We start from the raw sequence: 22,329 nt of genomic DNA, 5'->3' as shown, positions 1-22,329 counted from the left end.
AGTGGAATCCGGTTCGCGTGAAGAAAACGCGGCCGAACAAGACCCTGAAGCCTTTCCGGCGAACCGGAGTTCAACGGAAAGGCTCTAGCGCCCCTCGCGGGCCCAGGCGGCGGCGATGCCGGCCATCAGGATCAACAGCCCGGTCAGCCCGGCGAACAGCGGGAACAGGCCGAGCCCGCGCACCACCGACACGTCGCGCAGAGCGAGGCCCATCCAGTCCTCGCCGGCATAGCGCTCGCCCGAGCGCACCGCCACCACGCGCGGCACGCCGCCGGCAAGGTCCGCCATGCGCCAGACGCCGCCGCCGGTGGTCGCCAGCGGCGCGCGCAGCGTCTCGGTGGTCGAGGTCACCTCGGAAAATTCGCGCGGATTGAGCGGGCCGACATTGACCAGCGCGGTGTGGGTGCCGTCGGTCGCCCGCCACAGGCCGAGCATGTCGGCCGGGAAGGTGGCACGGAACAGGCCGGGCTCGACCGAGGCCAGCGTCAGGGTGCGGGTCTGGCCGGTCGGGTTGGTGACGACGACGGTGGGGGCGCTGTCGCCCATGGTCTGGCGCTCGACCACGAGATCGGGGCCGTGAGCCAGCAGGCGCAGGCGCTCCTCCTCGAGGTCCGGTTCCTTCATCAGCCAGTGGGACAGGCGGCGGAGCAGGTCGATATAGGGCCCGCCACCCTCGAAGCCGCGCGCCCACAACCAGAAATGATCCGACAGCAGCAGCGCCACGCGGCCCTCGCCGACGCGGTCGAGCAACAGGATCGGCTTGCCGTCCGGCCCGTCCATCACGCTGGTGCCGCGGGCTCCTTGCGTGTCGACGATGCGGAAGAAGCGCGCCCAGGCCGGGGGATTGCTCTCCGAGCCGGGCAAGGCGCGCGTCACCGGATGGCGACGGCCGGCATCGGTGAGCGCGGCGCGGAACGGCGTCTCGGTCATGTGGCCGGCGGGAGCGGCCGGCAGGATCGCCTCCAGCGGGGTGTTGAACACTGAGCCGTCCGAGATGTAGTCGGTGCCGGCGGCGACCAGGAGCGCGCCGCCTTCCTCGACATAGCGCACGATGTTGTCGAAATAGATCATCGGCAGCACGCCCTGCTGGGAGTAGCGGTCGAAGATGATCAGGTCGAAGTCCTTGATCTTCTGCTGGAACAGCTCACGGGTCGGGAAGGCGATCAGCGAGAGTTCGTTGATCGGCGTGCCGTCCTGCTTCTCCGGCGGGCGCAGGATGGTGAAGTGCACGAGGTCGACGTTGGCGTCGGACTTCAGCAGGTTGCGCCAGGTGCGCTCGCCGACATGCGGCTCGCCGGAGACCAGCAGCACGCGCAGCTTGTCGCGCACCCCGTCGATGGAGACGGCGGCGCGGTTGTTCACCGGGGTGAGCTCGCCCTCGAGCCCGGCGGCCTCGATCTCGACGATGTTGGCGCCGGCATGGGTGATCTCGACATCGACCTTCGCCTCCTGCCCGGCGGTGACGATGGGGCGTGCCACCACCTCGCCGTCGCGGCGCACGGTGACGCCGACGCGGGCCCCGGCCGGGGCGCCCTCGTCCACCACCCGGTAGCCGATGGTCTGGTTCTGGCCGACGATGCCGAAACGCGGCGTGGCGGTGAGCGCCACCCGGCGGTCGCGCTCGCCGGCCTGGCCGGAGACGATGGCATGCACGGGCGCGCGGAAGCCGAGCGCCGCCATCGAGGCGGGGATGTCGTGGACGCGGCCGTCGGTGAGGAAGATGGCGCCGGCGACCCGCTCGGGCGGCACGTCGGCCAGCGCGGCGGACAGCGCGGTGAACAGGCGGGTGCCGTCGACTTCGCCGGCACCGGCGCCGGCATCGACGAAGCGGATCTCGGCGCCCTGATCCTTCAGCCGGGCGAGGCGGGTCTCCAGCTCGGCGCGGGCGGCCTCGGTCATCTGGCGGCGATCACCGAAATCCTGGCTGGCGCTCTTGTCGACGACGACGGCGACCACGGTGGAGAGCGGCTCGCGTTCCTCGCGGGTAAGCGAGGGATTGGCCAGCGCCAGCACCGCGAGCGCGAGGGCGAGGCTGCGCAGCAGCGCGCCGCGCGAGCGGGCGACGATGAGCAGGATGGCGACGGCGGCGGTGATCGCGGCGGCGGCGATCAGGAAGGGCAGCGGGATCAGCGGATCGAAGGCGAGGCCGAGATTCATCGTGCGGGGCCTCCGTCAGGTGTGGGGTGCGCGGACTTCCACCTCTCCCCGAGGGGGAGAGGTCGGCGCGCAGCGCCGGGGGAGGGGGGATGACATTGGGACGCGTCGCGCCCCCTCACCCCACGCCTCTCTCCCACGGGGAGAGGGAGCAAGAGGGTGCGCAGGTCACGATCGAGCTCTTGGTCGGCACCGCGCTGCGCGCAGCTTGTCCGGGAAAGGGCGCGGCCATCATGCGGGATCGTCATTGCCCCAGCCTTTCGAGCAGCGCCGGGACATGCACCTGGTCGGCCTTGTAGTTGCCGGTCAGCACGTACATCACCAGGTTGGCGCCGGAGCGGAAGGCGAGCTCGCGCTGGCGGGCGCCGCCTTCCGAGAGCGGCAGCAGCGGGCCGCCATCCGGCGCGGTCGCCCAGGCGCCGGCGAGGTCGTTGGAGGTGATCACCACCGGCGAGACGCCGTCGCCGGCGCGGGCCGGACGCTCCTCGCCCTCCTCGGCCGGGGGCAGCGCCTCCACCCAGGTGGTGCCGCCGGTGAAGCGGCCGGGGAAATCGCGCAGCAAATAGAACGCCTTGGTGAGCACGTGGTCGCGCGGCACCGGCTCCAGCTCGGGGATGTCGAGCCCGTCGAGGATCTGGCGTAGCGCCGGATTGGTCGGCGTGGCGCCGCCGACACCGGGGATGGTGGTCTCGGCGTCGCGGGTGTCGAAGACGATGGTGCCGCCCTGCTTCATGAAAGCGTCGACGCGCGCCAGCGTCTCCGGCGAGGGCTTCGCGGCGGTCGGCAAAACCGGCCAGTAGAGCAGCGGGAAGAAGGACAGCTCGTCGCGGGAGAGGTCGACGCCCATCGGCTCACCGGCCTCCAGCGCGGTGCGCTCGCCGAGGAAGTCGGTGAGCGCCTTGAGGCCGGAGGCGCTGACCTCGTCGGTCTCGGCGTCGCCGGTGACGACATAGGCGAGGCGGGTCGCGTTGGTCGCCTTCACCGCGAAGTCGATCTCCGCCGGCGTCATCGGCTTGTCCGGGCGGGCGGCGGGTACGGCGCCGGGGACGGGAGCCTGCGCCTGGGCAGGGGCTTGAGCCTGTGCCGGAGCTTGGGCCTGAGCCTTGGCCGCCGGCGCGGTCTGGGCGTGGGCCGGGGCGCCGGCGAGCAGGCCAAGCAATCCGGCCAGCGCGACGGCCAGCAGAAGGCTCGCGGCGGTGGAGGTCCGGCGCGGCGTCAGGCGGGACAGGCCGCCGGCGAGCAGGAACACGATCATGGCATCCACCAGCAGGAGAGCGAGCAACGCGAGCAGCAGCGGCGCGCGCAGGTCGCGCGGAGCGGCGTCGCGATAGGGCTCGACGCGGCCGAGGGCCGAGAGGTCGAGCGGCGCCAGCCGGTCGGCGGGCAGCAGCGCGTTGACCGCCACCAGCCCTTCCGGCGGGCCGTAGAAGCCGGGCGGGTGCTCGGCGCTGGCGCGGCCGTTGAAGCCGACCGGAATGGCGCGGGCGGTCGGCGTGACCGGCCGGAAGGCGCCGAAGCCGTCGAGCAGCCGGCTTGGCGGCACCGTCTCGCCGGTCGGCGCGGCATCACCGATGGCGACGCCGTCGCCGGCCGCAGCCTCGGCCGCGCTGGAACCGCCGAGCGCCACCACCCGCCTGAGCATGTCGACGAAGGCGCCGGACAGCGGCAGGTTCGACCAGGAGGTGTCGGCGGTGACGTGGAACAGCACCACCATGCCGGCGCCGCGCTTCTCGCCGGTGACCAGCGGCGTGCCGTCGGTGAGCGTCGCCCAGGTGCGGGTGGCGAGCAGGCCGTCGGGCTCGGCGAGCACCTGCCGGCCGACGGTGACGTCGTTCGGCACCGGCACGTCGCGGAACGGGCCGTCGGGGTTGAAGCCGCCCAGCGACTGCGGTTGCTCCCAGGACAGCGAGCCGCCGAGTACGCGGCCGCCGCGGCGCAGCGTCACCGGGACGAGGTCGTCCGAGCCGTTGGCGAGGCGCGGGCCGGCGAAGCGGATCAGCACGCCGCCGCCCTCGATCCAGCGTTGCAGCCGCTGATGCACCTCCGGCGGGATGGTGCCGACATCGGACAGCACGATCACCGGCAGCTTCTGATCGATGAAGCGCTCGATGGCTTCCGGGGTGGCGGCGCCGTCGGCGGTGCGGATATCGGCGAACGGGCCGAGGGCGCGGGTGAGGTAGTAGGACGGCGACAGCAGCGGCTGGCGCTGGTCGGCGGTGACGCCGGAGACCAGGCCGACGGTGCGCCGCCGCCAGCGCTTGTCGAGCAACTGCACCGCGCCGGCGGATTCCACCCCGGCGATGTCGAGGCGCGCGACCTCGTTGCGGATCTCGACCGGCATGTCGAAGCGCGCCTCGGTCTCGCGGACGCCCGGCTCGAAATTGAACGGCGCCTCGCCGAGGGTGAGGCTGCGCATGTCCAGCGCCCGCACGGTGCCCGCGCGGGGCAGCGTCTGGCGGTCGGCGCGCAGCACCTTCACGGTGAGGGCGCCGGCGGCGTTGTCGGCGGCCGCGAGCGCCAGCGGCTCCTCGACGCCGTCAGCCAGGGTGGCGAGCGGATGCTGGCCGGCGATCGAGGCCAGTTCGGCGGCGAAGCCGTCGCTGTCCGCGTTGCTCCCATCCAGGCGCACGCCGTCGGAGAGATAGACGATGCCGGCTTCCGGCGTCGCGTCCAGCGCCTTGCGCAGGCTGGCGAGCGCGGTCGCGCGGTCGGGCAAGAAGGGCTGCGGCTCCAGCGTGCGCAGCCGTTCGCGCGCCTCGCTCGGGGTCATCAGGCGCGGGTCGAGCGGGGGCTCGCCGGTGGGGATCAGCACGATGCCGCGGCCGGCAAGGTCGGCGTCGGCGACGATGCCCTCGGCGGAGACGCGCCGCGCCTCCCAGGTGGAGGCGGCGGTCCAGCCGGAATCGATCAGCAGCACCACCGGGCCGGAAGAGGACGGGCCGGCGACCGGCGGATTCCAGATCGGCCCGGCGGCGGCGAAGATGACGAGGGCGGCGAGCAGCAGCCGCAGCACGGTGAGCCACCACGGCGTGCGCGCCGGGGTCTCCTCCTTGGGCGGGATGTCGAGCAGCAGCCGGGTCGGCGCGAAGGCGATGCGGCGCGGGCGCGGCGGCACCAGGCGCAAGAGGAACCACAGCAGCGGCAGCGCGGCGAGCGCGGCGAGCAGCAGCGGGGTGGTGAAGGCGAGGGGAAGGCCGAGCAGGTTCATCGGCTGTGTCCTCCCGCCGTTTCGTCATGCGTCTCGCCGGCATGGGCGCCGCGCTCGTCGGCGGCATCCTCATATTCCGGGGCGCCGGCCGGCAGGGCGGCAAGCGCGTCGGCGCCGCCGGTCATGCGGGCATGCAAAGCGAGCAGCAATTCGGTGGCCGGCCGGTCGGTGCGGTGGACGAGGAAGCTCCACATGCGGCGCTCGGCCTCGCGGCGGATGATGGCGCGGTGGCGGGCGACCCGCTCGACATAGTCCTCGCGCACCGTTTCGGCGCGGCCGATGGTGAGCAGCGTGCCGCTTTCCGGCTCGCGGAACTCGATGCGGCCGGAGAACGGGAAGGTCTCCTCGGCGGGATCGCAGACCTGCACCACATGGCCGTGGGCGCCGGAGGCGGCGAGGCCGGCGAGGCTCGCCACCACCTCCGGCGTCGGGCTCCAGAGATCGCCGAGCAGCACCACCTCGGCGAGCGGCGAGGGGGAGAAAGCCGGCGGCAGGCTCTGCGGCAGGCTGGAGGCGTGGACGAACGATTCCGCCATCTTCTCGACGATGCGGCGCGAGGCGGAGGGACGCATGACGCCGGGAATGCCGACCCGCTCGCCGCCCTTCACCAGCAATTCGGCGAGCGCGAAGGCGACCACGAGGGCGCGGTCGCGCTTGGTCTCCCAGACCAGCGGTGAGGCGAACACCATGGAGGCGGACAGGTCCGGCCAGATCCACACCGTGTGGGCGGCCTCCCATTCGCGCTCGCGGACATAGAGATGGTCGTCGCGGGCCGAGCGGCGCCAGTCGACGCGGGCGGAGGGCTCGCCATCGACGAAGCGGCGATACTGCCAGAAGTTCTCGCCCGAACCGGCGCGGCGGCGGCCGTGCAGGCCGTGATAGACGCTGGCGGCGATGCGGCGCGCTTCCAGCACGAGACGCGGCATGGCGGCAACGAGGCCGGCGGCGTCCTGCGCCGCGCTCCTGACGGCATTGTCCGCATCAATTTCCATCAAACCGTCCCATGCCACGCCACGCCCGTTTCCGCACCGCGCCTTCAGCCGATCTTCGCCGCCAGCTTGGCGACGAGGCCGGGCACCGTCTCGCCATCGGCGCGGGCGGCGAAGGTGAGCGCCATGCGGTGCTTGAGCACGGGCTCGGCCAGCGCCACCACGTCGTCGACCGAGGGGGCGTAGCGCCCGTCCAGCAGCGCGCGGGCACGCACCGCCAGCATCAGCGACTGCGACGCGCGGGGCCCAGGTCCCCAGGCGATGAACTTGGAGAAGGCGCCGGCATCCGGGCCGGGACGGGCGGAACGCACCAGGGTGAGGATCGCCTCCACCACCGATTCGCCGACGGGGAGCCGGCGCACGAGGCGCTGGGCGGCGGTGAGCTCGTCGGCGGTCATCACCGCCTTCGGCTTGGTTTCCTCGGCGCTGGTGGTGTCGAACAGGATCCTCCGCTCGGCCTCGCGGTCGGGATAGTCGACGTCGATCTCCATCAGGAAGCGATCGAGCTGGGCCTCGGGGAGCGGGTAGGTGCCTTCCTGCTCCAGCGGATTCTGCGTCGCCAGCACATGGAACGGCTTGGGCAGATCATGTCGCGCGCCGGCGACGGTGACGTGGCCTTCCTGCATCGACTGCAGCAGCGCGGACTGGGTGCGCGGCGAGGCGCGGTTGATCTCGTCGGCCATCAGCAACTGGGCGAAGACCGGGCCGGGGATGAAGCGGAAGGAGCGCCGGCCGCCGGCGCCTTCCTCCAGCACCTCGGCGCCGAGAATGTCGGAGGGCATCAGATCCGGGGTGAACTGCACGCGACGGGCGTCGAGCCCGAGCACGGTGCCGAGCGTCTCGACCAGCTTGGTCTTGGCGAGGCCGGGCACGCCGACCAGCAGGCCGTGGCCGCCGGACAGGATGGTGATGAGCGTGCGCTCCACCACCGCCTCCTGACCGAAGATGACCTGGCCGATGCCGGCCTTGGCGGCGCGGACATTGGCCGCCGTCGCCTCCGCCGAGCGAACGATCATGGCGTCGAGGGATTCGAAGTTCTCGCCGGTCGCGGACGTCATGTCGTGCTCCTTCAACCTTGCTGCGCCACGGGGTCCGTGATCGGTACCCCGCGGCTTCATCGGCACTTTGCAAGCCCGGGGCCACACCAGTCCCCGGGCCAGTTTACGCCGGACGCCCGGCGCGGCAGGCTTCGCTCAGCCCGGTCCCCGCCGATGGTTTGCCGGTTATGTTGCGCTGCGAAATGTCTTATTGCAACGCACATATTCCGCTACCGCCGGGACGGCGTTCGGGCTTCCTGACGGTCAAGCTTACGCTATCTTCAGATCGCGTCGACTATCGGGCGGGGGATCACGACTGCGCGATTAAGCCTGTGTGACAGAGAAAGAATCATGGCTTCAGACACTTCCGGGCGACTTGACGATTTCATGAGGTCGATCGCCACAGCGAAGGGCGAGGGCGGGCCGCCGCTGGAGCGCTGGAACCCGTCCGACTGCGGCGACATCGACATCCGCATCGACCGCGAGGGCGGCTGGCACCATGAGGGGCGTCCGATCGGCCGGCCGGCGCTGGTGAAGCTGTTCGCCTCGGTGATGCGGCGGGAGGGGACCCGCCACGTGCTGGTGACGCCGGTGGAGAAGCTCGGCATCACCGTGGAGGACGCGCCGTTCCTCGCGGTGGAGATGCGGGCCGAGGACGCCAAGCAGGATCGGCCGGCGCGGCTTGCCTTCCGCAGCAATCTCGACGACTGGGTGATGTGCGACGACGCGCATCCGCTGCGCTTCGACCAGCAAGCGGACGGATCGGTGCGGCCCTATATATATGTGCGGCGCGGCCTGTGGGCGCGGCTGACCCGACCGGTGTTCCTCGAACTCGTCGAGCGGGGCGAGGAACGCGCGGTCGAGGGGCAGCCGATGTTCGGCGTCGCCTCGTCCGGTGCATTCTTTCCGATCGCGCCGGTCGAGGGCCTGTCCGCCGAGGAAATGGAAGACCGATCATGAGCGCCGCCGTGCCGCTGCCCGCCCTTTCCGCCCTTCCGCCCCGGCTGGAGGACTTCGTCGCCCGCGCCCGCGCCCGGCTGCTGCCGGAGCCGGATCTCGACGGCGTGCCGCTGCGGGGCGACCACGAGCTGACGCCGGAATTCCGCGACCTGGTGGCGAAGGTGCGCGGCGCGGCGGTGCTGATCCCGGTGGTGGCGCGGCCCGACCCGACGGTGCTGCTCACGCTGCGCTCCTCGCATCTGCCGAGCCATGCCGGGCAGATCGCCTTTCCCGGCGGCAAGATCGACCCGACCGACCCCGACCCGCTGCACGCTGCGCTGCGCGAGGCGGAGGAAGAGGTCGGGCTCGACCGCAAGCTGGTGGCGCCGCTCGGCTATCTCGACCCCTATCTCGCCCGGACCGGCTACCGCATCGTGCCGGTGGTGGGGCTGGTGCAGCCGGATTTCGGCCTGACACTCAATCCCGGCGAGGTCGACGAGGCCTTCGAGGTGCCGCTGGACTTCCTGATGAGCCCGGACAACCACCACCGGGAAAGCCGCGAATGGCTGGGAATGATGCGCACCTTCCACGCCATGACCTATGACAAGCGGCGCATCTGGGGCATCACCGCCGGCATCCTGCGCAGCCTCTATGAACGGGTGTATGGCTGATGCTGCGGATCGCGCTCACCAATATCCTCCTCTTCATCACGCCCTTCGTGCTGTTCGCGCTCTATCTGCGCTTCGGCCGGCGGGTGGACGCGGCGCTGTCGGGGTGGTCGACGCGGGCGCTGGCGGGCTGCCTGTTCGCCGGGGTGGCGCTGGTGGCGGCGAGCCTGCTCCTGTTCGAGGCCGGCACACGCGGGCCGACCACCGGGCGCTACGTGCCGCCGAACTGGGAAGGCGGCAAGCTGACGCCGGGCCACATCGAATGACGCGGGCGACGCATGAGCTGATCGACGCCCGCCCCGGCCTCGCCCGTCTGCTCGACGTGCTCGACGGCGAGGGCGAGGAGGCGCGCATCGTCGGCGGCGCGGTGCGCGACTGGCTGGTGGGACGCGGCGCGCGCGGCGATGTCGACATCGCCACCACCGCGACGCCGGACGAGGTGACGCGCCGGGCGAAGGCCGCCGGCTTCAAGGCGATCCCGACCGGCATCGAGCACGGCACGGTGACGGTGATCGCCGAGGGCCTCCCCTACGAGGTGACGACGCTGCGCCAGGACGTGGAGACCGACGGCCGGCGGGCGCAGGTGGCGTTCGGCCGCGACTGGCGGGCCGATGCCGCGCGGCGTGACTTCACCATGAACGCGCTCTACCTGACGCGCGACGGCGAGCTGATCGACTTCACCGGCGGCGAGGCCGATGCCCGCGCCGGGCGGGTGCGCTTCATCGGCGACGCCGACCGGCGCATCGCCGAGGATTATCTGCGCATCCTCAGGCTGTTCCGCTTCCATGCCGGCTACGGCCACGGCCCGGTCGATCCCGAGGCGCTGGCGGCGGCGGTGCGCGGCAGGGACGGCCTCGCCCGCCTCTCGCGCGAGCGGGTGCGGGCGGAGCTCCTGAAACTGCTGACGGCCTCTCGCGCGGCCGAAACCCTGGCGGAGATGGACGCCGCCGGGCTGCTGGCGCCGGTGCTGGGCGAGCCGGGGGACGTCGCCACCTTCGCGCGGCTGGCCGCGCTGGAGGCGGCGCTGGGGCTGGCGCCGGACGCGGTGCGTCGGCTCGGCGCGCTCGGCGTGCGCGAGGAGGCGGACGCGGTGGCGCTCGCCGAGACGCTGCGGCTGTCGCGCGCCGAGGCCGCCCGGCTGGTGGCGCTGGCCGGCCCGGCGCCGACGCCGGGCATGTGCGAGAAGGGGCAGAAGGCGTTTCTCTACCGCATGGGGCGCGAGCGCTTCACCGACCGGGCGCTGATCGCCTTCGCCCGTTCGGGAGCCGCCGTCGACGATGCCGGCTGGCGGGCGCTCATCGACATCGCGCGGGACTGGCCGATCCCGCGCTTTCCCTTGAAGGCGGCGGACTTTCTCGCACGCGGGCTGACGCCCGGGCCGGCGCTTGGCGCGGCGATGAAGCGGGCCGAGGAGGCCTGGATCGAGGCCGGCTTCCCGCAGCGCGACGCGCTCGACCCGCTCGTCGCGACGGTACTCGCCGACGACCGCTGAGCCGGCGGGCATGCCATAGTGCGCCCGGACCTTAGGGGAGGGAACGCCATGGCCAATGAGGGGCTGCACGTCGCCCGGCAGATCTTCGTCAATTTGCCGGTGAAGGACCTGAAGCGCTCGGTGGATTTCTTCACCGCGCTCGGCTTCAGCTTCAACCTGCAATTCACCAATGACGACGCCACCTGCATGATCATCGGCGAGAATTTCTTCGCCATGCTGCTGGTGGAGCCGTTCTTCAAGAGCTTCATCCACAAGGAGATCGCCGACACCTCGAAGACGACCGAGGTGCTGGTGGCGCTTGCGGTGGACGACCGGGAGGCGGTGGACGCGCTGGTGGCCAAGGCGCGGGCCGCCGGCGGCGCGGTGCCGCGCGAGCCGCAGGACATGGGGTTCATGTACTCGCATGGCTTCGAGGATCCCGACGGCCACACATGGGAGGTGTTTCACATGAGCGAGATGCCGCCGGCCTGAGCCCGCGCGCCTCTGGTCGCGGAGCGGGAAGGGTGGTTGAATGACACCCTTGCCGTCGTTTCTGGTGATGCCATGGTCGCCGCATGGGTGCGGGTCTTGCGGTTGGGTCTGCTGGCAGTGCCGCTGCTTGCCGCCAATGTGGGAATTTCCGCCGCCGATGAGGCGGAATGGGAAATAGAGGGCCGCCTGTTCGGCAAGCTCGAACCCGGCGGCGGCGGCAAGAAGCTCGACTTCAAGACCTCGCGCGACGTCAGCGGCATCGCCTGCGAGGACGGCAATGCGCCTTCGCGCCTGTGCCTGATCGCCGACGACGAGGCGCAGGGCGTGCAGATCGTGATGGCCCGGCCGCATGGCGGCGAGGCCGGCGCCTTCATCCCGCTGATCTCCGAGCGCTATGCCGGCGAGCCGCTGTCGCTCGACGCCGAGGGGGTCGCCTATGCCGACGGCGCCTTCTACGTCGTCGGCTCGCATGCCCGGCCGCGCCGCGAGAGCGACCCGGCGGCGGCGAACGCCCGTGCCAAGGCAACGAGGCGGGTGTTCCGCATCCGCTTCGTGCCGGGCTCGGTGAACCGCAATGGCGACATCAGGGGGCCGCGCCCGTCGGTGGAGGTCTCCACCGACCTGCCGGCCTTCCTGCGCTCGGTGCCGCAGCTGGCCGGCGCCTTCGACGGCAAGCTGCTCGAGCACGGGCTGAACATCGAGGGCGTCGCGGTGCACGAGGGGCGGCTGATCGCCGGCCTCCGGGCGCCGGCGGTGGAGGGCCGGGCGGCGACGGTGTCGGTGCCGCTGGCATCGCTGTTCGACGGCCAGCCGGGCAAGGCGGAGCTGATCACCTACGACCTCGGCAAGGACACCTCGGGTACGCCGCGCGGCATACGCGACCTCGTCGCCTTCGGCTCGGGGCTCCTGTTCCTCGCCGGGCCGCAACTCGACCCGCCCCGCGTGTCCTATGGCGACTATGCGGTGTACCGCACCCTGCCGGGCGGCGGCGCGGCGCTGGTGGCGAACCTGCCGTCCTTCGGCGGCGAGGCCAAGCCCGAGGCGCTGCTGCCGCTGAAGCACGAGGGCGGGGCGCTGCGCGCGGTGCTGCTGTTCGACGGCCCGCGCGAGGGCGGCGGCCGGGTGCTGAGCTTCGAGATCCGCTAGGCGAAGCCGGCGCTTGACCCTCCGGGAGCCGGAGCCTAGCTTCCGTCCGGTCAAAGGGGTGGTCGCAACAGAATGTCGGTTACGTTCGTCGGGGTTACGCGTTTCAGCGTCGTGACCCGCGATTCATTGACGTGGTTCCGATCCACGCGTGACCTGTCGCTGGAACAGGCCAAAGAGACCGTCTTCGATACGGGCCGCCTGCAGCAGAGGCTGCGGATGTTCTCGCGCTATGCGTTGCCGACCTATGTGGCGCTGACCCGGCGCGAGCGGTCCTACGCCGCGATCCTGATCAATCACGACCTGCCGTCTTTCGCGGTCAAATCGCTGAAGAAGCTGCTCGCGCCGCATCCCAATATCCGTCTCGCGGTCATCGGCGAAGGGCACAGCTTCCGGCTGAAGTCGCGCAATGCCTGCGCCCGGCTGGCCGAGGGCGGGCGGCTCTATTCCTATCGGCTCGACGACGACGACGCCCTGTCGCCGGGCTATTTCGACGCCATCGCGCCGCAACTGGACCAACTGCCGGATCTCACCGTGATCTCCGCCCCGGAGGGTCGGACCATCGCGCCGGCACCGGACGAGGTGATCCAGGTGCAGGAATGCAGCATCAAGCACGTCGCCCAGGGACTGGGCGTGGTGTCCGGCCCGGATCGCTATCTCTCGGCCTACGACCTCGGCAACCACATGGTCGTGTACAAGAAATATCCGGTGCAGCTGATCGCCACCGGCCGGCCGCTGTGGCTGCGGACGCGGCATATCGACAATGACAGCCCGACCCGCCGGGGGCCGCCGCCGGTGAACGTCGCGCTGGCGCAGGCTTCCGTCGACCTCAAGAAGGATTTTCCCTTCATCAATCTCGCCGCGCTGCGCGTGCTGTCGCCACCCGCGCCCGCACCCGCGCCGCAGGTGGAGTCGGCGGCGTCCTAGCGGAGGCGCCTCGTCCCGGGGCGGGCCGCGAGGAGGCTCACGGCCACTTCACCACCGGCGGCATCGAGGAGAGGATGGAGGCGACATTGCCGCCGGTCTTCAGCCCGAACACCGTGCCGCGATCATGCAGCAGGTTGAACTCGACATAGCGGCCGCGGCGGACGAGCTGCTCCTCGCGCTCGGCCTCGGTCCAGGGGGTGGCGAGGTTGGCACGCACGAGGCGCGGATAGACGTCGAGGAAGGCGAGGCCGACGTCGCGGGTGAAGGCGAAGTCGGCGTCGCGGTCGCCTGAGTCCAGCCAATCGTAGAAGATGCCGCCGATGCCGCGCGGCTCCTGCCGGTGCGGCAGCCAGAAATACTCGTCGCACCACGCCTTCAGCCGGTCGTGGTCGGCGACCGCATGGGCGTCGCAGGCCGCCCGCATCGCCGCGTGGAAGGCGAGGGCGTCGGGATCCTCCTGCGCGCGGCGGTGCTCCAGCAGCGGGGTGAGGTCGGCGCCGCCGCCGAACCACGCCCGCGAGGTGACCACGAAGCGGGTGTTCATATGCACCGCCGGCACGTGCGGGTTCGCCAGATGGGCAATCAGCGAGATGCCGGTGGCGTGGAAGCGCGGATCGGCCTCGGCGCCGGGGATCTGCTTGCGGAACTCCGGGGCGAACTCGCCATGCACGGTGGAACAGTGCACGCCGACCTTCTCGAACAGCCGGCCGCGCATCATCGCCATCACCCCGCCGCCGCCGGCGGCGCCGGAATGGTCGGCGCGGTCCCAGGGGGTGCGCTCGAAGCGGCCGGGCGCGCCGGGATAGAGCGCGGCGGGCGCCTCGTCCTCCAGCGCCTCGAAGGCGGCGCAGATGCGGTCGCGGAGCTCCTCGAACCAGGCGCGGGCGGCGGCCTTCATCGGCTCGATGCGGGCCGGATCGAGCGGTGTGCCGGGGGCGCTGCGGGCGGCATCGGCGATGGTCGAGGCGGACATGACGGGCTTCCTCTCTGCGCCGACGCTTCTAGCGCCGCCGACCCCATCGCGACAAGCAATGCGCGATCGGGGCTGGCGCGCGCGGCGCGACTCGTGTCTGTTCACTGTCCGTTCGCGCGCCCCGTTCCGACATACTACCGCCGCAACAAAAGCGGAAAAGGCTACCCATGCTGTCGCGCCTGCTCACCTGGTTCGAGAACCGTCTCGACCCGTTCCGTCCGATGCCGCTCGCCCGCCCTCCGGAGGGGCTGTGGGTGTTCTACTGGCATTTCGTGCGGCAGAGCGGGCCGATCTTCATCGCCGCGCTCGGCGCCGCGTTTCTCGTCGCCATCGTCGAGGTGTCGCTGTTCCGCTATGTCGGGCAGATCGTCGACCTCCTGCAGTCCTCCTCGCCGGGCGGGATCTTCGCCGACCATGGCGGGCTGCTCCTGTGGATGGCCTTCGTGGTGGTGATCGCCCGGCCGGCGACGCAGGCGCTGCACGATTTCCTGGTGCGGCAGTCGATCAACGCCAATTTCTCCAGCCTGATCCGCTGGCAGTCCTATCGCTGGGTGGTGCGCCAGAGCCTCGCCTATTTCCAGAGCGACTTCGCCGGGCGTATCGCCACGCGGGTGCTGCAGGCCGGGCCGGCGCTGCGCGGCTCGGTGGTCGAGGTGATCGACGCGCTGTGGTACGTCTCGGTCTACGCCATCAGCGCCGTGATCCTGTTCGCCGAGGCCGACTGGCGCCTCGCGGTGCCGATCGTCGCCTGGATCGCGCTCTACATCCTCGCGCTTTCCTATTTCATCCCGCGGGTGCGAGCGCTCTCCAAGGCGATGTCGGAGACCAACTCCGCGCTGACCGGGCGGATCGTCGACAGCTACACCAACATCATGACGGTGAAGCTGTTCGCCCATGCCGACCGCGAGGACGCCTATGTCCGCGAGGCGACCGGCGCGCATAACGAGGCCTTCCTGCGCCAGCAGCGGCAGATCACCCGCATGGCGATGAGCGTCAGCTGGCTGAACTCGCTGATGCTCGGCGCCATCGGCGCGCTCGGCGTCTGGCTGTGGTCGACCGGGGCAATCAATCTCGGCGCCATCGCGCTGTCCACCGGCCTCGCCATCCGCATCACCAACATGTCCGGCTGGATCATGTGGGTGGTGACCGGCGTGTTCGAGAATGTCGGCACGGTGCAGGAGGCGATCCTCACCATCGCCCGGCCGCACACGGTGGTCGACCGGCCGGCGGCACCGGCGCTCGACGTGCCGCGCGGAGAAATCCGCTTCGACAATGTCAGCTTCCACTACGGCAAGGGCTCGGGAGTAATCGAGGGGCTCGACCTCGCGGTGAAGCCGGGCGAGCGCATCGGCCTCGTCGGCCCATCGGGGGCCGGCAAGTCGACGCTGATGAACCTGTTGCTGCGCTTCTACGACCTCGAAGGCGGGCGCATCCTGATCGACGGGCAGGACATTGCCGGCGTGACGCAGGAGAGCCTGCGCGGCCATGTCGGTGTGGTGACGCAGGACACCTCGCTGATGCACCGCTCGGTGCGCGACAATATCCGCTACGGGCGGCCGGACGCCGACGAGCCGGCGATCTGGCAGGCGGCGCGGCGGGCGCATGCGGCGGAGTTCATCGATGGGCTGGCCGACCCGCAGGGACGCCGGGGCCTCGACGCGCAGGTCGGCGAGCGCGGCGTCAAGCTGTCCGGCGGCCAGCGCCAGCGCATCGCCATTGCGCGGGTGCTGCTGAAGGACGCGCCGATCCTGGTGCTGGACGAGGCCACCTCGGCGCTCGATTCGGAGATCGAGGCGGCGATCCAGGCCAATCTCGACGAGCTGATGCAGGGCAAGACGGTGATCGCCATCGCCCACCGACTCTCCACCATCGCCCGGATGGACCGGCTGGTGGTGATGGACCATGGCCGCATCGTCGAGACCGGCACCCATGCCGAACTGATCGCTCGCGGCGGGCTTTATGCGCGGCTGTGGCTGCGCCAGTCCGGCGGGTTCATCGACCGGGAAGAGGATATCGCGGCGGAGTGAGGCTCACCCCGCCGCGCCGGGCGTGGGGAACGCCCCGAGCTGGCGCAGCGCCTCGCCGGCGATCATCGCGCCGGCCACCGCGACATTGAGCGAGCGCGCCCCCGCCGCCAGCGGGACGAGCAGGCGCGCATCGGCCGCCTCGTGCACCGTCTCCGGCACGCCGACGCTCTCGCGGCCAAGCAGCAGCACATCCCCCGCAGCGAATCGGAAATCGACATAGGGCTGCGCCGCGCGGGTGCTGGCGAGGACGAGGCGCGCGCCCTGTTCCGCCCGCCAGCCCTCGAAAGCGGCGAAGCTGGCATGGCGGCGGATCGCCGCACGGTCGAGATAGTCCATGCCGGCGCGGCGGAAGCCAGCATCGCCCACCGGGAAGCCGGCCGGCTCGACGATGTGCAACTCAAGGCCGAGACAGGCGCACAGCCGGGCGAGCGTGCCGGCATTCTGGGCGATGTCAGGCTGGTAGAGGGCGAGGCGGATCGGCATGGCGATGGTTCGGGGGCGTTCGCGGGAGGATCCTGACCAAGCGTCGCCGGTAACGGCGGGATTGTGGCGGCATCATGGCATCCGCGCGGCCTTTTCGTCCGGGGGGCGGGGCGGACTGCCGCACTGCCGTCATCTGGACAAGGCGCCGGTAGGGTGCAATTAGAGGCAGTCGAAGGTAAGCCGACCGCGCGGGCGGCGGCATCGGCGTTGCGTCACGTCGGGGTGGTGACGTCGCGGCCGATGACGACGGCAGCGGGTGTCGGCAGCCTGGGATTGCGGCGGCAATCGCCTGGTGGCGAAGGCGTCGGCGGTAATGCGCTGGCGGTCAGCCGCTGCGATAGGCCGTGCATCGTTCGATGGGCGTGAGGGGAAAGGAAACACTCGTGGCATCAACCGGGACGGCGGAAACCACGCGCCGCGACTTCCTCTATATCGCGACCGGCGCCATGGGCGCGGTCGGGGCCGCCGCCATGGTGTGGCCCTTCATCTCGCAATTGCAGCCGGACGCCTCGGTACTGGCGATGTCCTCCACCGAGGTCGATCTCGGCCAGATACAGGAAGGCCAGATCGTCACCGTGAAGTGGCGCGGCAAGCCGGTCTTCGTGTGGAACCGCACGGCCAAGGACATCGAGGAAGCCAGGGCGGTGCAGCTCGGCCAACTGCTCGACCCGGTGGCCCGAAACGCCAACCTGCCGGCCGACGCGCCGGCCACCGACGCCAACCGCGCCGCCAAGGACCAGGAGAAGTGGCTGGTCGTCATCGGCATCTGCACCCATCTCGGCTGCGTCCCCATCGGCCATATGGGCGAGTATGACGGCTGGTTCTGCCCGTGCCACGGCTCGGAATATGACAGCGCCGGCCGGGTGCGCCGCGGCCCGGCGCCCGAGAACCTCGCCATTCCGCCGTATCATTTCGTGTCCGACACGAAGATCTCCATCGGCTGAGCCGAGCATCCGGGAAAGAGACAGATGAGCGGACACGCAACGTTCGAGCCGAAGAACCCGGCGCTGAAGTGGTTCGAGAGCCGGCTCCCCCTGGTCGGCCTGATCCATTCCTCCTTCGTCGCCTATCCCACCCCGCGCAACCTGAACTACTGGTGGACCTTCGGCGGCATCCTGTCGCTGATGCTGGCCTGCCAGATCGTCTCGGGCGTCGTGCTGGTGATGCACTACACCCCGCATGTGACGCTCGCCTTCGACTCGGTCGAGCACATCATGCGCGACGTGTCCTATGGCTGGCTGATCCGCTACATCCATTCCAATGGCGCCTCGATGTTCTTCATCGCGGTGTACATCCACATGTTCCGCGGCCTGTATTACGGGTCCTACAAGGCGCCGCGCGAGGTGCTGTGGATCCTCGGCTGCATCATCTACCTGCTGATGATGGCCACCGCCTTCATGGGCTACGTGCTGCCGTGGGGCCAGATGAGCTTCTGGGGCGCCACCGTCATCACCAACCTGTTCTCTGCCTTCCCGGTGGTCGGCCCGACCATCGTCGAATGGCTGTGGGGCGGCTTCGCGGTCGACAACCCGACGCTCAACCGCTTCTTCTCGCTGCACTATCTGCTGCCCTTCATGATCGCCGGCGTCGTGGTGCTGCACATCTGGGCGCTGCACGTGGTCGGCCAGAACAACCCGACCGGCGTCGATCCGAAGACCCCGAAGGACACCGTGGCCTTCACGCCCTATGCGACCATCAAGGATTCGCTGGGCATGGTGGTGTTCCTGATCTTCTTCGCCTGGTTCCTGTTCTACATCCCGAACTATCTCGGCCACGCCGACAACTACATCCCGGCCAACCCGCTGGTGACGCCGGCGCATATCGTGCCCGAATGGTACTACCTGCCGTTCTACGCGATGCTGCGCGCCATCCCCTCGAAGCTCGGCGGCGTGCTGACCATGTTCAGCGCCATCATCGTGCTGTTCTTCGTGCCGTGGCTGGACACCTCGAAGGTGCGCTCGGGCGTCTACCGCCCGCTGTTCAAGCAGTTCTTCTGGATCTGGGTGGCGGTGTGCATCGGGCTCGGCTGGCTCGGCTCCAAGCCGGCCGAGGGCGGCTACATCGTCGCCGGCCGCATCCTCACCTTCTGGTACTTCGCGCACTTCCTGATCATCCTGCCGCTGCTCGGCCTATTCGAGAAGCCGAAGGCGGTGCCGGCCTCGATCACCGAGGCGGTGCTGGGCAAGAAGGGCAGCGCGCCTGCCTCCGTCGGCGCCCAGGCGCCGCAGACCAAGGGCTGAGCGGGAGACGAACGATGAACAAGCTGATGTCCTCGCTCTCCTCCCTCCCGTTGCGGCGCGGCCTGATCGGCGCCGCGCTCGCCGGTGTCCTGGTGCTCGCGGGTGGTCTCGCCCCGGCGAGCGCCCAGGAGCATGGCGGCACCAAGCCGCATCGCGAAAGCTGGAGCTTCGCCGGCCCGTTCGGCAAGTATGACCGCGCCCAGCTGCAGCGCGGCTTCCAGGTGTTCAAGGAAGTCTGCTCCTCCTGCCATTCGGCGCATCTGCTCGCCTTCCGCAACCTCGCCCAGCCGGGCGGGCCGCAGTTCAGCGAAGAGCAGGCCAAGGTGGTGGCCGAGGGCTACCAGATCCAGGACGGGCCGAACGACGCCGGCGACATGTTCGACCGCCCCGGCCGGCTGTCCGACCACTGGCCCTCGCCGTTCCCGAACGAGCAGGCGGCGCGCGCCTCCAATGGCGGCGCCTACCCGCCGGACTTCTCGACGCTGGCCAAGGCGCGCACCTATGAGGTGGGCTTCCCCGGCTTCCTGATCGACATCTTCACCCAGTATCAGGAGCAGGGGCCGGACTACATCCACGCGCTGCTGAACGGCTATGTCGATCCGCCGGAAGGCGTCACCGTGCCGGAAGGGGCGCATTACAACGCCTATTTCCCCGGCCATGCCATCAAGATGCCGCAGCCGATCTCGGCCGACCAGGTGACCTATACCGATGGCACGCCGCAGACGGTCGATCAGTATTCGCGCGACGTCACCGCCTTCATGATGTGGGTCGCCGAGCCGCATCTCGAGGCGCGCAAGCGCATCGGCTTCCAGGTGATGATCTTCCTGATCATCTTCGCCGGGCTGCTCTACTTCACCAAGAAGAAGGTGTGGAAGGCCGTTCACGACCACTGAGCGTCGGCGCCTGAAGCGACCTCTGCCTATCGAAGGGCCCCCTCGCGGGGCCCTTCTGCGTTTCGGGCGGGCGGCCGCAGATGGTGGCGCGGCCGTGTCTCGTCTGTTGGGGCGCGAGGTCTCCGCCCGGGGCGACGTCCTCCGGCCGCATGAGCGGACCGGCGCCCGACCCGACGCGTGGCTCGACTGTTGGCCGGAGGCCTATGCCTCGATGCGCTCGACGAAGACGCAGTCGTCGAGCGCGAAGACCTCGCGGCCATGCTGGTCGGTGCCGGTCTCATGGGTGAAGACCAGCCCCCATTCCGGACGGCTGGCGCTCGGCTTCTTGGAGGTGATCTCGCTCACGAAGGTGACGGTGTCGCCGGCGAGCACCGGGCGCAGCCATTTCATGTTCTTGAAGCCGGGGGAGGGGCCGATGCGCGGCACCCGCTTGCCCTGGCCGCGCAGCTCGGCGTGATGGCGGGCGATCGCCTGGGCGCGCAGCCGGGCGGCGATGGCGGCGGTGTGCCAGCCGGAGGCGGCGAGGCCGCCAAAATGCATGCGCGCCCCTACCACCGCATCGAGATGGAAGGGCTGCGGATCGAAGGTGCGGGCAAAGGAGATGATCTCCTCGGCGAAGAAGCTGTGCGAGCCGAGCGGCGTGGAGGTGCCGACGAGAATGTCCTCGAAGAAGTCCATGCGCGCCTCCCTCACGCCGGCCGGAAGCCGGGATTGCGCCGGCCGAACATGATCGGGCCAACGAGCTCGAAGACCGGCCGACCCTCGGCGTCGAGCAGCTCCAGCTTGAGCTTGACGATGCCCATGTCCGGCCGGCTCTTCGAGGAACGGGTCTCCAGAACGTGGCGGCGCAGCTTCAGCACCATGCCGGGACGGACCGGCGCCAGGAAGCGCGCCTCGTCTATGCCCGGCGAGCCGAGGCAATCGGCATTCGCCAACAGGCCGTCCACCAGCAGCCGCATGGCGATGGCGCAGATGTGCCAGCCCGAGGCGCAAAGCCCGCCGACCGCGCTTGCCCCGGCGGCGGCATCGTCGAGATGCAGCGGATTGGGATCGTATTTCAGCGCGAAGGCGACGATTTCCTCGCGGCCGACCACATAGCGCCCGCTGACCGCGACGTGTCCCTCGTGGAAGTCTTCCCAGAAGAGCATCGACGCTCCGCTCCGTTACGCGACTCTCGCCTTTATGACAGGCGACGGGCGCGCCGAGGTCAAGCCGGTCCATCGAAATGAGCCATGGAACGCGACGTCACATCGCGGCCGGCGCCGCTCCGCGCACCGGTCCGGTCCTCGCGGCGATGGGAGAGCGCCCGCTGCAGAGGGGGCGGGAGCCGGCAGGGGCGAGTGGCAGAGGCTGGGGCGGCAGGGGGCGGCACGGTCTCGACGTGGCCGGCTCGCCGGCCGGTCGGTGTGCTGCGGGGCGCGGCCCAGGCATTGCCGTGGCGCTCCCCGTCGTGCCGTCACGGCGGATGCGCGCCTCGTCGGAGGGCGCCGGGGGAAGGCCGGAAGCCTGCGGGGCGCGGCGGAGGACCAGGCCTTCGCCGCGCCGATGTCGGAGGAGCCGTGGCCTCAGTTGGCGAAGCGGAAATGCAGCACGTCGCCATCGGCGACGACATATTCCTTGCCTTCCAGCCGCAGCCGGCCGGCGTCGCGGGCACCGGCCTCGCCCTTGCCCTTGACGTAGTCGTCATAGGCGATGGTCTCGGCGCGGATGAAGCCCTTCTCGAAATCCGAGTGGATGACGCCCGCCGCCGCCGGCGCCTTGGTGCCGGCGGTGATGGTCCAGGCGCGGGCTTCCTTGGGGCCGACGGTGAAATAGGTGACCAGCTTCAGCAATTCATAGCCGGTGCGGATGATGCGGTTGAGGCCGGGCTCGTCGAGGTCGATGGCCTCGAGATAGTCCTTCTGCTCCTCGGCGGGCAGCACGGCGATCTCGCTCTCGATCTTGGCCGAGACCACCACCGCCTTGGCGCCTTCCTCGGCGGCGCGGCCGAAGACTTCCGCCGACAGCGCATTGCCGGCCTTGGCCGAGGCCTCCTCGACATTGCAGACGTAAAGCACTGGCTTGGACGACAGCAGGCCGAGCATGCGGAAGGCCTTCTCCTCCTCCGGCTTGACGTCGACCAGGCGGGCCGGCTTGCCGTCGCGCAGCAGCACGAGGGCGCGGTTCATCAGCTCAAGCTGTTCCTTGGCATCCTTGTCGCCGCCCTTGGCCTTCTTCTCCAGCGCGCCGGCGCGCTTCTCCAGGCTTTCGAGATCGGCCAGCATCAGCTCGGTCTCGATGGTCTCGATGTCGGAGATGGGCGCGAGCTTGCCCTCGACATGGGTGACGTCGGAATCCTCGAAGCAGCGCACCACATGGGCGATGGCGTCGCATTCGCGGATATTGGCGAGGAACTGGTTGCCGAGACCCTCGCCCTTGGAGGCGCCGCGCACCAGGCCGGCGATGTCGACGAAGGTCAGCCGCGTCGGGATGATCTGCGCCGAGCCGGCGATGGCGGCTAGCGTCTCCAGCCGCGGGTCCGGCACCGCGACGTCGCCGACATTCGGCTCGATGGTGCAGAACGGGTAGTTCGCCGCCTGCGCCGCCGCCGTCTGCGTCAGCGCGTTGAAGAGGGTCGACTTGCCGACGTTCGGCAGGCCGACGATGCCGCATTTGAAGCCCATGGTGCTCTGCTCTTTAGGGATC

General features: G+C 70.3%; 20 protein-coding genes. 11 read left to right on the top strand and 9 right to left on the bottom strand.

The annotated features are described in order from the left end of the window. Positions 1-84 precede the first annotated feature (84 nt). The 4 genes from LGR54_RS12485 to LGR54_RS12470 form a co-directional block, all read right to left on the bottom strand. Positions 85-2,157 carry a hypothetical protein gene (locus LGR54_RS12485; protein ID WP_230362289.1) on the bottom strand — a complete coding sequence of 691 codons (2,073 nt, stop codon included), beginning with the start codon at positions 2,155-2,157 and terminating at the stop codon, positions 85-87. Between the two features lie 241 nt (positions 2,158-2,398). After that, positions 2,399-5,356: a DUF4159 domain-containing protein gene (locus tag LGR54_RS12480; RefSeq protein WP_230362499.1), complete on the bottom strand. Its 2,958-nt coding sequence runs from the start codon at positions 5,354-5,356 to the stop codon at positions 2,399-2,401. A gap of 2 nt (positions 5,357-5,358) precedes the next feature. Continuing rightward, positions 5,359-6,354: a DUF58 domain-containing protein gene (locus tag LGR54_RS12475; RefSeq protein WP_230362288.1), complete on the bottom strand. Its 996-nt coding sequence runs from the start codon at positions 6,352-6,354 to the stop codon at positions 5,359-5,361. Positions 6,355-6,398: 44 nt separating this feature from the next. Next, entirely contained in the window at positions 6,399-7,409 is a 1,011-nt protein-coding gene (locus LGR54_RS12470; RefSeq protein WP_230362287.1) for a MoxR family ATPase, read from the bottom strand. A gap of 330 nt (positions 7,410-7,739) precedes the next feature. Between LGR54_RS12470 and LGR54_RS12465 the strand changes: the two genes are divergently transcribed. From LGR54_RS12465 to LGR54_RS12435, 7 genes are all read left to right on the top strand, one after another. Next, positions 7,740-8,348, top strand: a complete 609-nt coding sequence (locus tag LGR54_RS12465; protein ID WP_370638193.1) for a DUF1285 domain-containing protein — start codon at positions 7,740-7,742, stop codon at positions 8,346-8,348. Next, on the top strand, positions 8,345-8,998 hold the full coding sequence (locus tag LGR54_RS12460; RefSeq protein ID WP_230362285.1) for a CoA pyrophosphatase: 654 nt from the start codon (positions 8,345-8,347) through the stop codon (positions 8,996-8,998). The genes LGR54_RS12465 and LGR54_RS12460 overlap by 4 nt, the downstream gene beginning before the upstream one ends. Next, entirely contained in the window at positions 8,998-9,261 is a 264-nt protein-coding gene (locus LGR54_RS12455) for a DUF6111 family protein (protein ID WP_230362284.1), read from the top strand. Before LGR54_RS12460 ends, LGR54_RS12455 begins: the two co-directional genes overlap by 1 nt. After that, the gene (locus tag LGR54_RS12450; RefSeq protein WP_230362283.1) at positions 9,258-10,487 is read left to right on the top strand and encodes a CCA tRNA nucleotidyltransferase; all 1,230 of its coding nucleotides are present in this window, start codon (positions 9,258-9,260) and stop codon (positions 10,485-10,487) included. The genes LGR54_RS12455 and LGR54_RS12450 overlap by 4 nt, the downstream gene beginning before the upstream one ends. 48 nt (positions 10,488-10,535) lie before the next feature. Beyond that, positions 10,536-10,958 carry a VOC family protein gene (locus LGR54_RS12445; protein ID WP_230362282.1) on the top strand — a complete coding sequence of 141 codons (423 nt, stop codon included), beginning with the start codon at positions 10,536-10,538 and terminating at the stop codon, positions 10,956-10,958. Between the two features lie 72 nt (positions 10,959-11,030). Continuing rightward, positions 11,031-12,104: a DUF3616 domain-containing protein gene (locus LGR54_RS12440; RefSeq protein WP_230362281.1), complete on the top strand. Its 1,074-nt coding sequence runs from the start codon at positions 11,031-11,033 to the stop codon at positions 12,102-12,104. A gap of 72 nt (positions 12,105-12,176) precedes the next feature. Then, positions 12,177-13,028, top strand: coding sequence for a glycosyltransferase (locus LGR54_RS12435; protein WP_230362280.1), 852 nt, complete (start codon positions 12,177-12,179; stop codon positions 13,026-13,028). Between the two features lie 37 nt (positions 13,029-13,065). Here the strand turns inward: LGR54_RS12435 and hemF are convergent, their stop codons facing one another. Next, on the bottom strand, positions 13,066-13,926 hold the full coding sequence (gene hemF / locus LGR54_RS12430) for an oxygen-dependent coproporphyrinogen oxidase (protein WP_370638201.1): 861 nt from the start codon (positions 13,924-13,926) through the stop codon (positions 13,066-13,068). Positions 13,927-14,168: 242 nt separating this feature from the next. On the opposite strand from hemF, the gene LGR54_RS12425 reads away from it, so the two are divergent. After that, complete coding sequence (locus LGR54_RS12425) at positions 14,169-16,028, top strand: ABC transporter ATP-binding protein (RefSeq protein WP_304512002.1); 1,860 nt, start codon at positions 14,169-14,171, stop codon at positions 16,026-16,028. A 3-nt stretch (positions 16,029-16,031) separates the two neighbouring features. Here LGR54_RS12425 and LGR54_RS12420 read toward each other — a convergent pair whose 3' ends face one another. Continuing rightward, complete coding sequence (locus LGR54_RS12420; protein ID WP_230362278.1) at positions 16,032-16,511, bottom strand: tRNA (cytidine(34)-2'-O)-methyltransferase; 480 nt, start codon at positions 16,509-16,511, stop codon at positions 16,032-16,034. Between the two features lie 383 nt (positions 16,512-16,894). Here LGR54_RS12420 and petA point away from each other — a divergent pair, with 383 nt between their 5' ends. From petA to LGR54_RS26020, 3 genes are read left to right on the top strand one after another with little or no spacing between them, the layout of a single operon-like run. Then, positions 16,895-17,455: a ubiquinol-cytochrome c reductase iron-sulfur subunit gene (petA, locus tag LGR54_RS12415; protein WP_230362277.1), complete on the top strand. Its 561-nt coding sequence runs from the start codon at positions 16,895-16,897 to the stop codon at positions 17,453-17,455. Between the two features lie 24 nt (positions 17,456-17,479). Beyond that, positions 17,480-18,751: a cytochrome b/b6 gene (locus LGR54_RS26025; RefSeq protein ID WP_230362276.1), complete on the top strand. Its 1,272-nt coding sequence runs from the start codon at positions 17,480-17,482 to the stop codon at positions 18,749-18,751. 14 nt (positions 18,752-18,765) lie between these two features. Then, entirely contained in the window at positions 18,766-19,644 is an 879-nt protein-coding gene (locus LGR54_RS26020; RefSeq protein WP_230362275.1) for a cytochrome c1, read from the top strand. A 201-nt stretch (positions 19,645-19,845) separates the two neighbouring features. Here LGR54_RS26020 and LGR54_RS12400 read toward each other — a convergent pair whose 3' ends face one another. The 3 genes from LGR54_RS12400 to ychF form a co-directional block, all read right to left on the bottom strand. Next, entirely contained in the window at positions 19,846-20,322 is a 477-nt protein-coding gene (locus LGR54_RS12400; protein ID WP_230362274.1) for a MaoC/PaaZ C-terminal domain-containing protein, read from the bottom strand. Between the two features lie 11 nt (positions 20,323-20,333). Then, positions 20,334-20,792, bottom strand: coding sequence for a MaoC/PaaZ C-terminal domain-containing protein (locus LGR54_RS12395; RefSeq protein ID WP_230362273.1), 459 nt, complete (start codon positions 20,790-20,792; stop codon positions 20,334-20,336). A 417-nt stretch (positions 20,793-21,209) separates the two neighbouring features. Next, positions 21,210-22,307: a redox-regulated ATPase YchF gene (gene ychF / locus LGR54_RS12390; RefSeq protein WP_230362272.1), complete on the bottom strand. Its 1,098-nt coding sequence runs from the start codon at positions 22,305-22,307 to the stop codon at positions 21,210-21,212. Between the last annotated feature and the right edge of the window lie 22 nt (positions 22,308-22,329).

Source organism: Ancylobacter sp. Lp-2, assembly GCF_020523795.1.
GTDB lineage: Bacteria > Pseudomonadota > Alphaproteobacteria > Rhizobiales > Xanthobacteraceae > Ancylobacter.
This window is presented reverse-complemented; position numbering and strand designations above follow the sequence as displayed.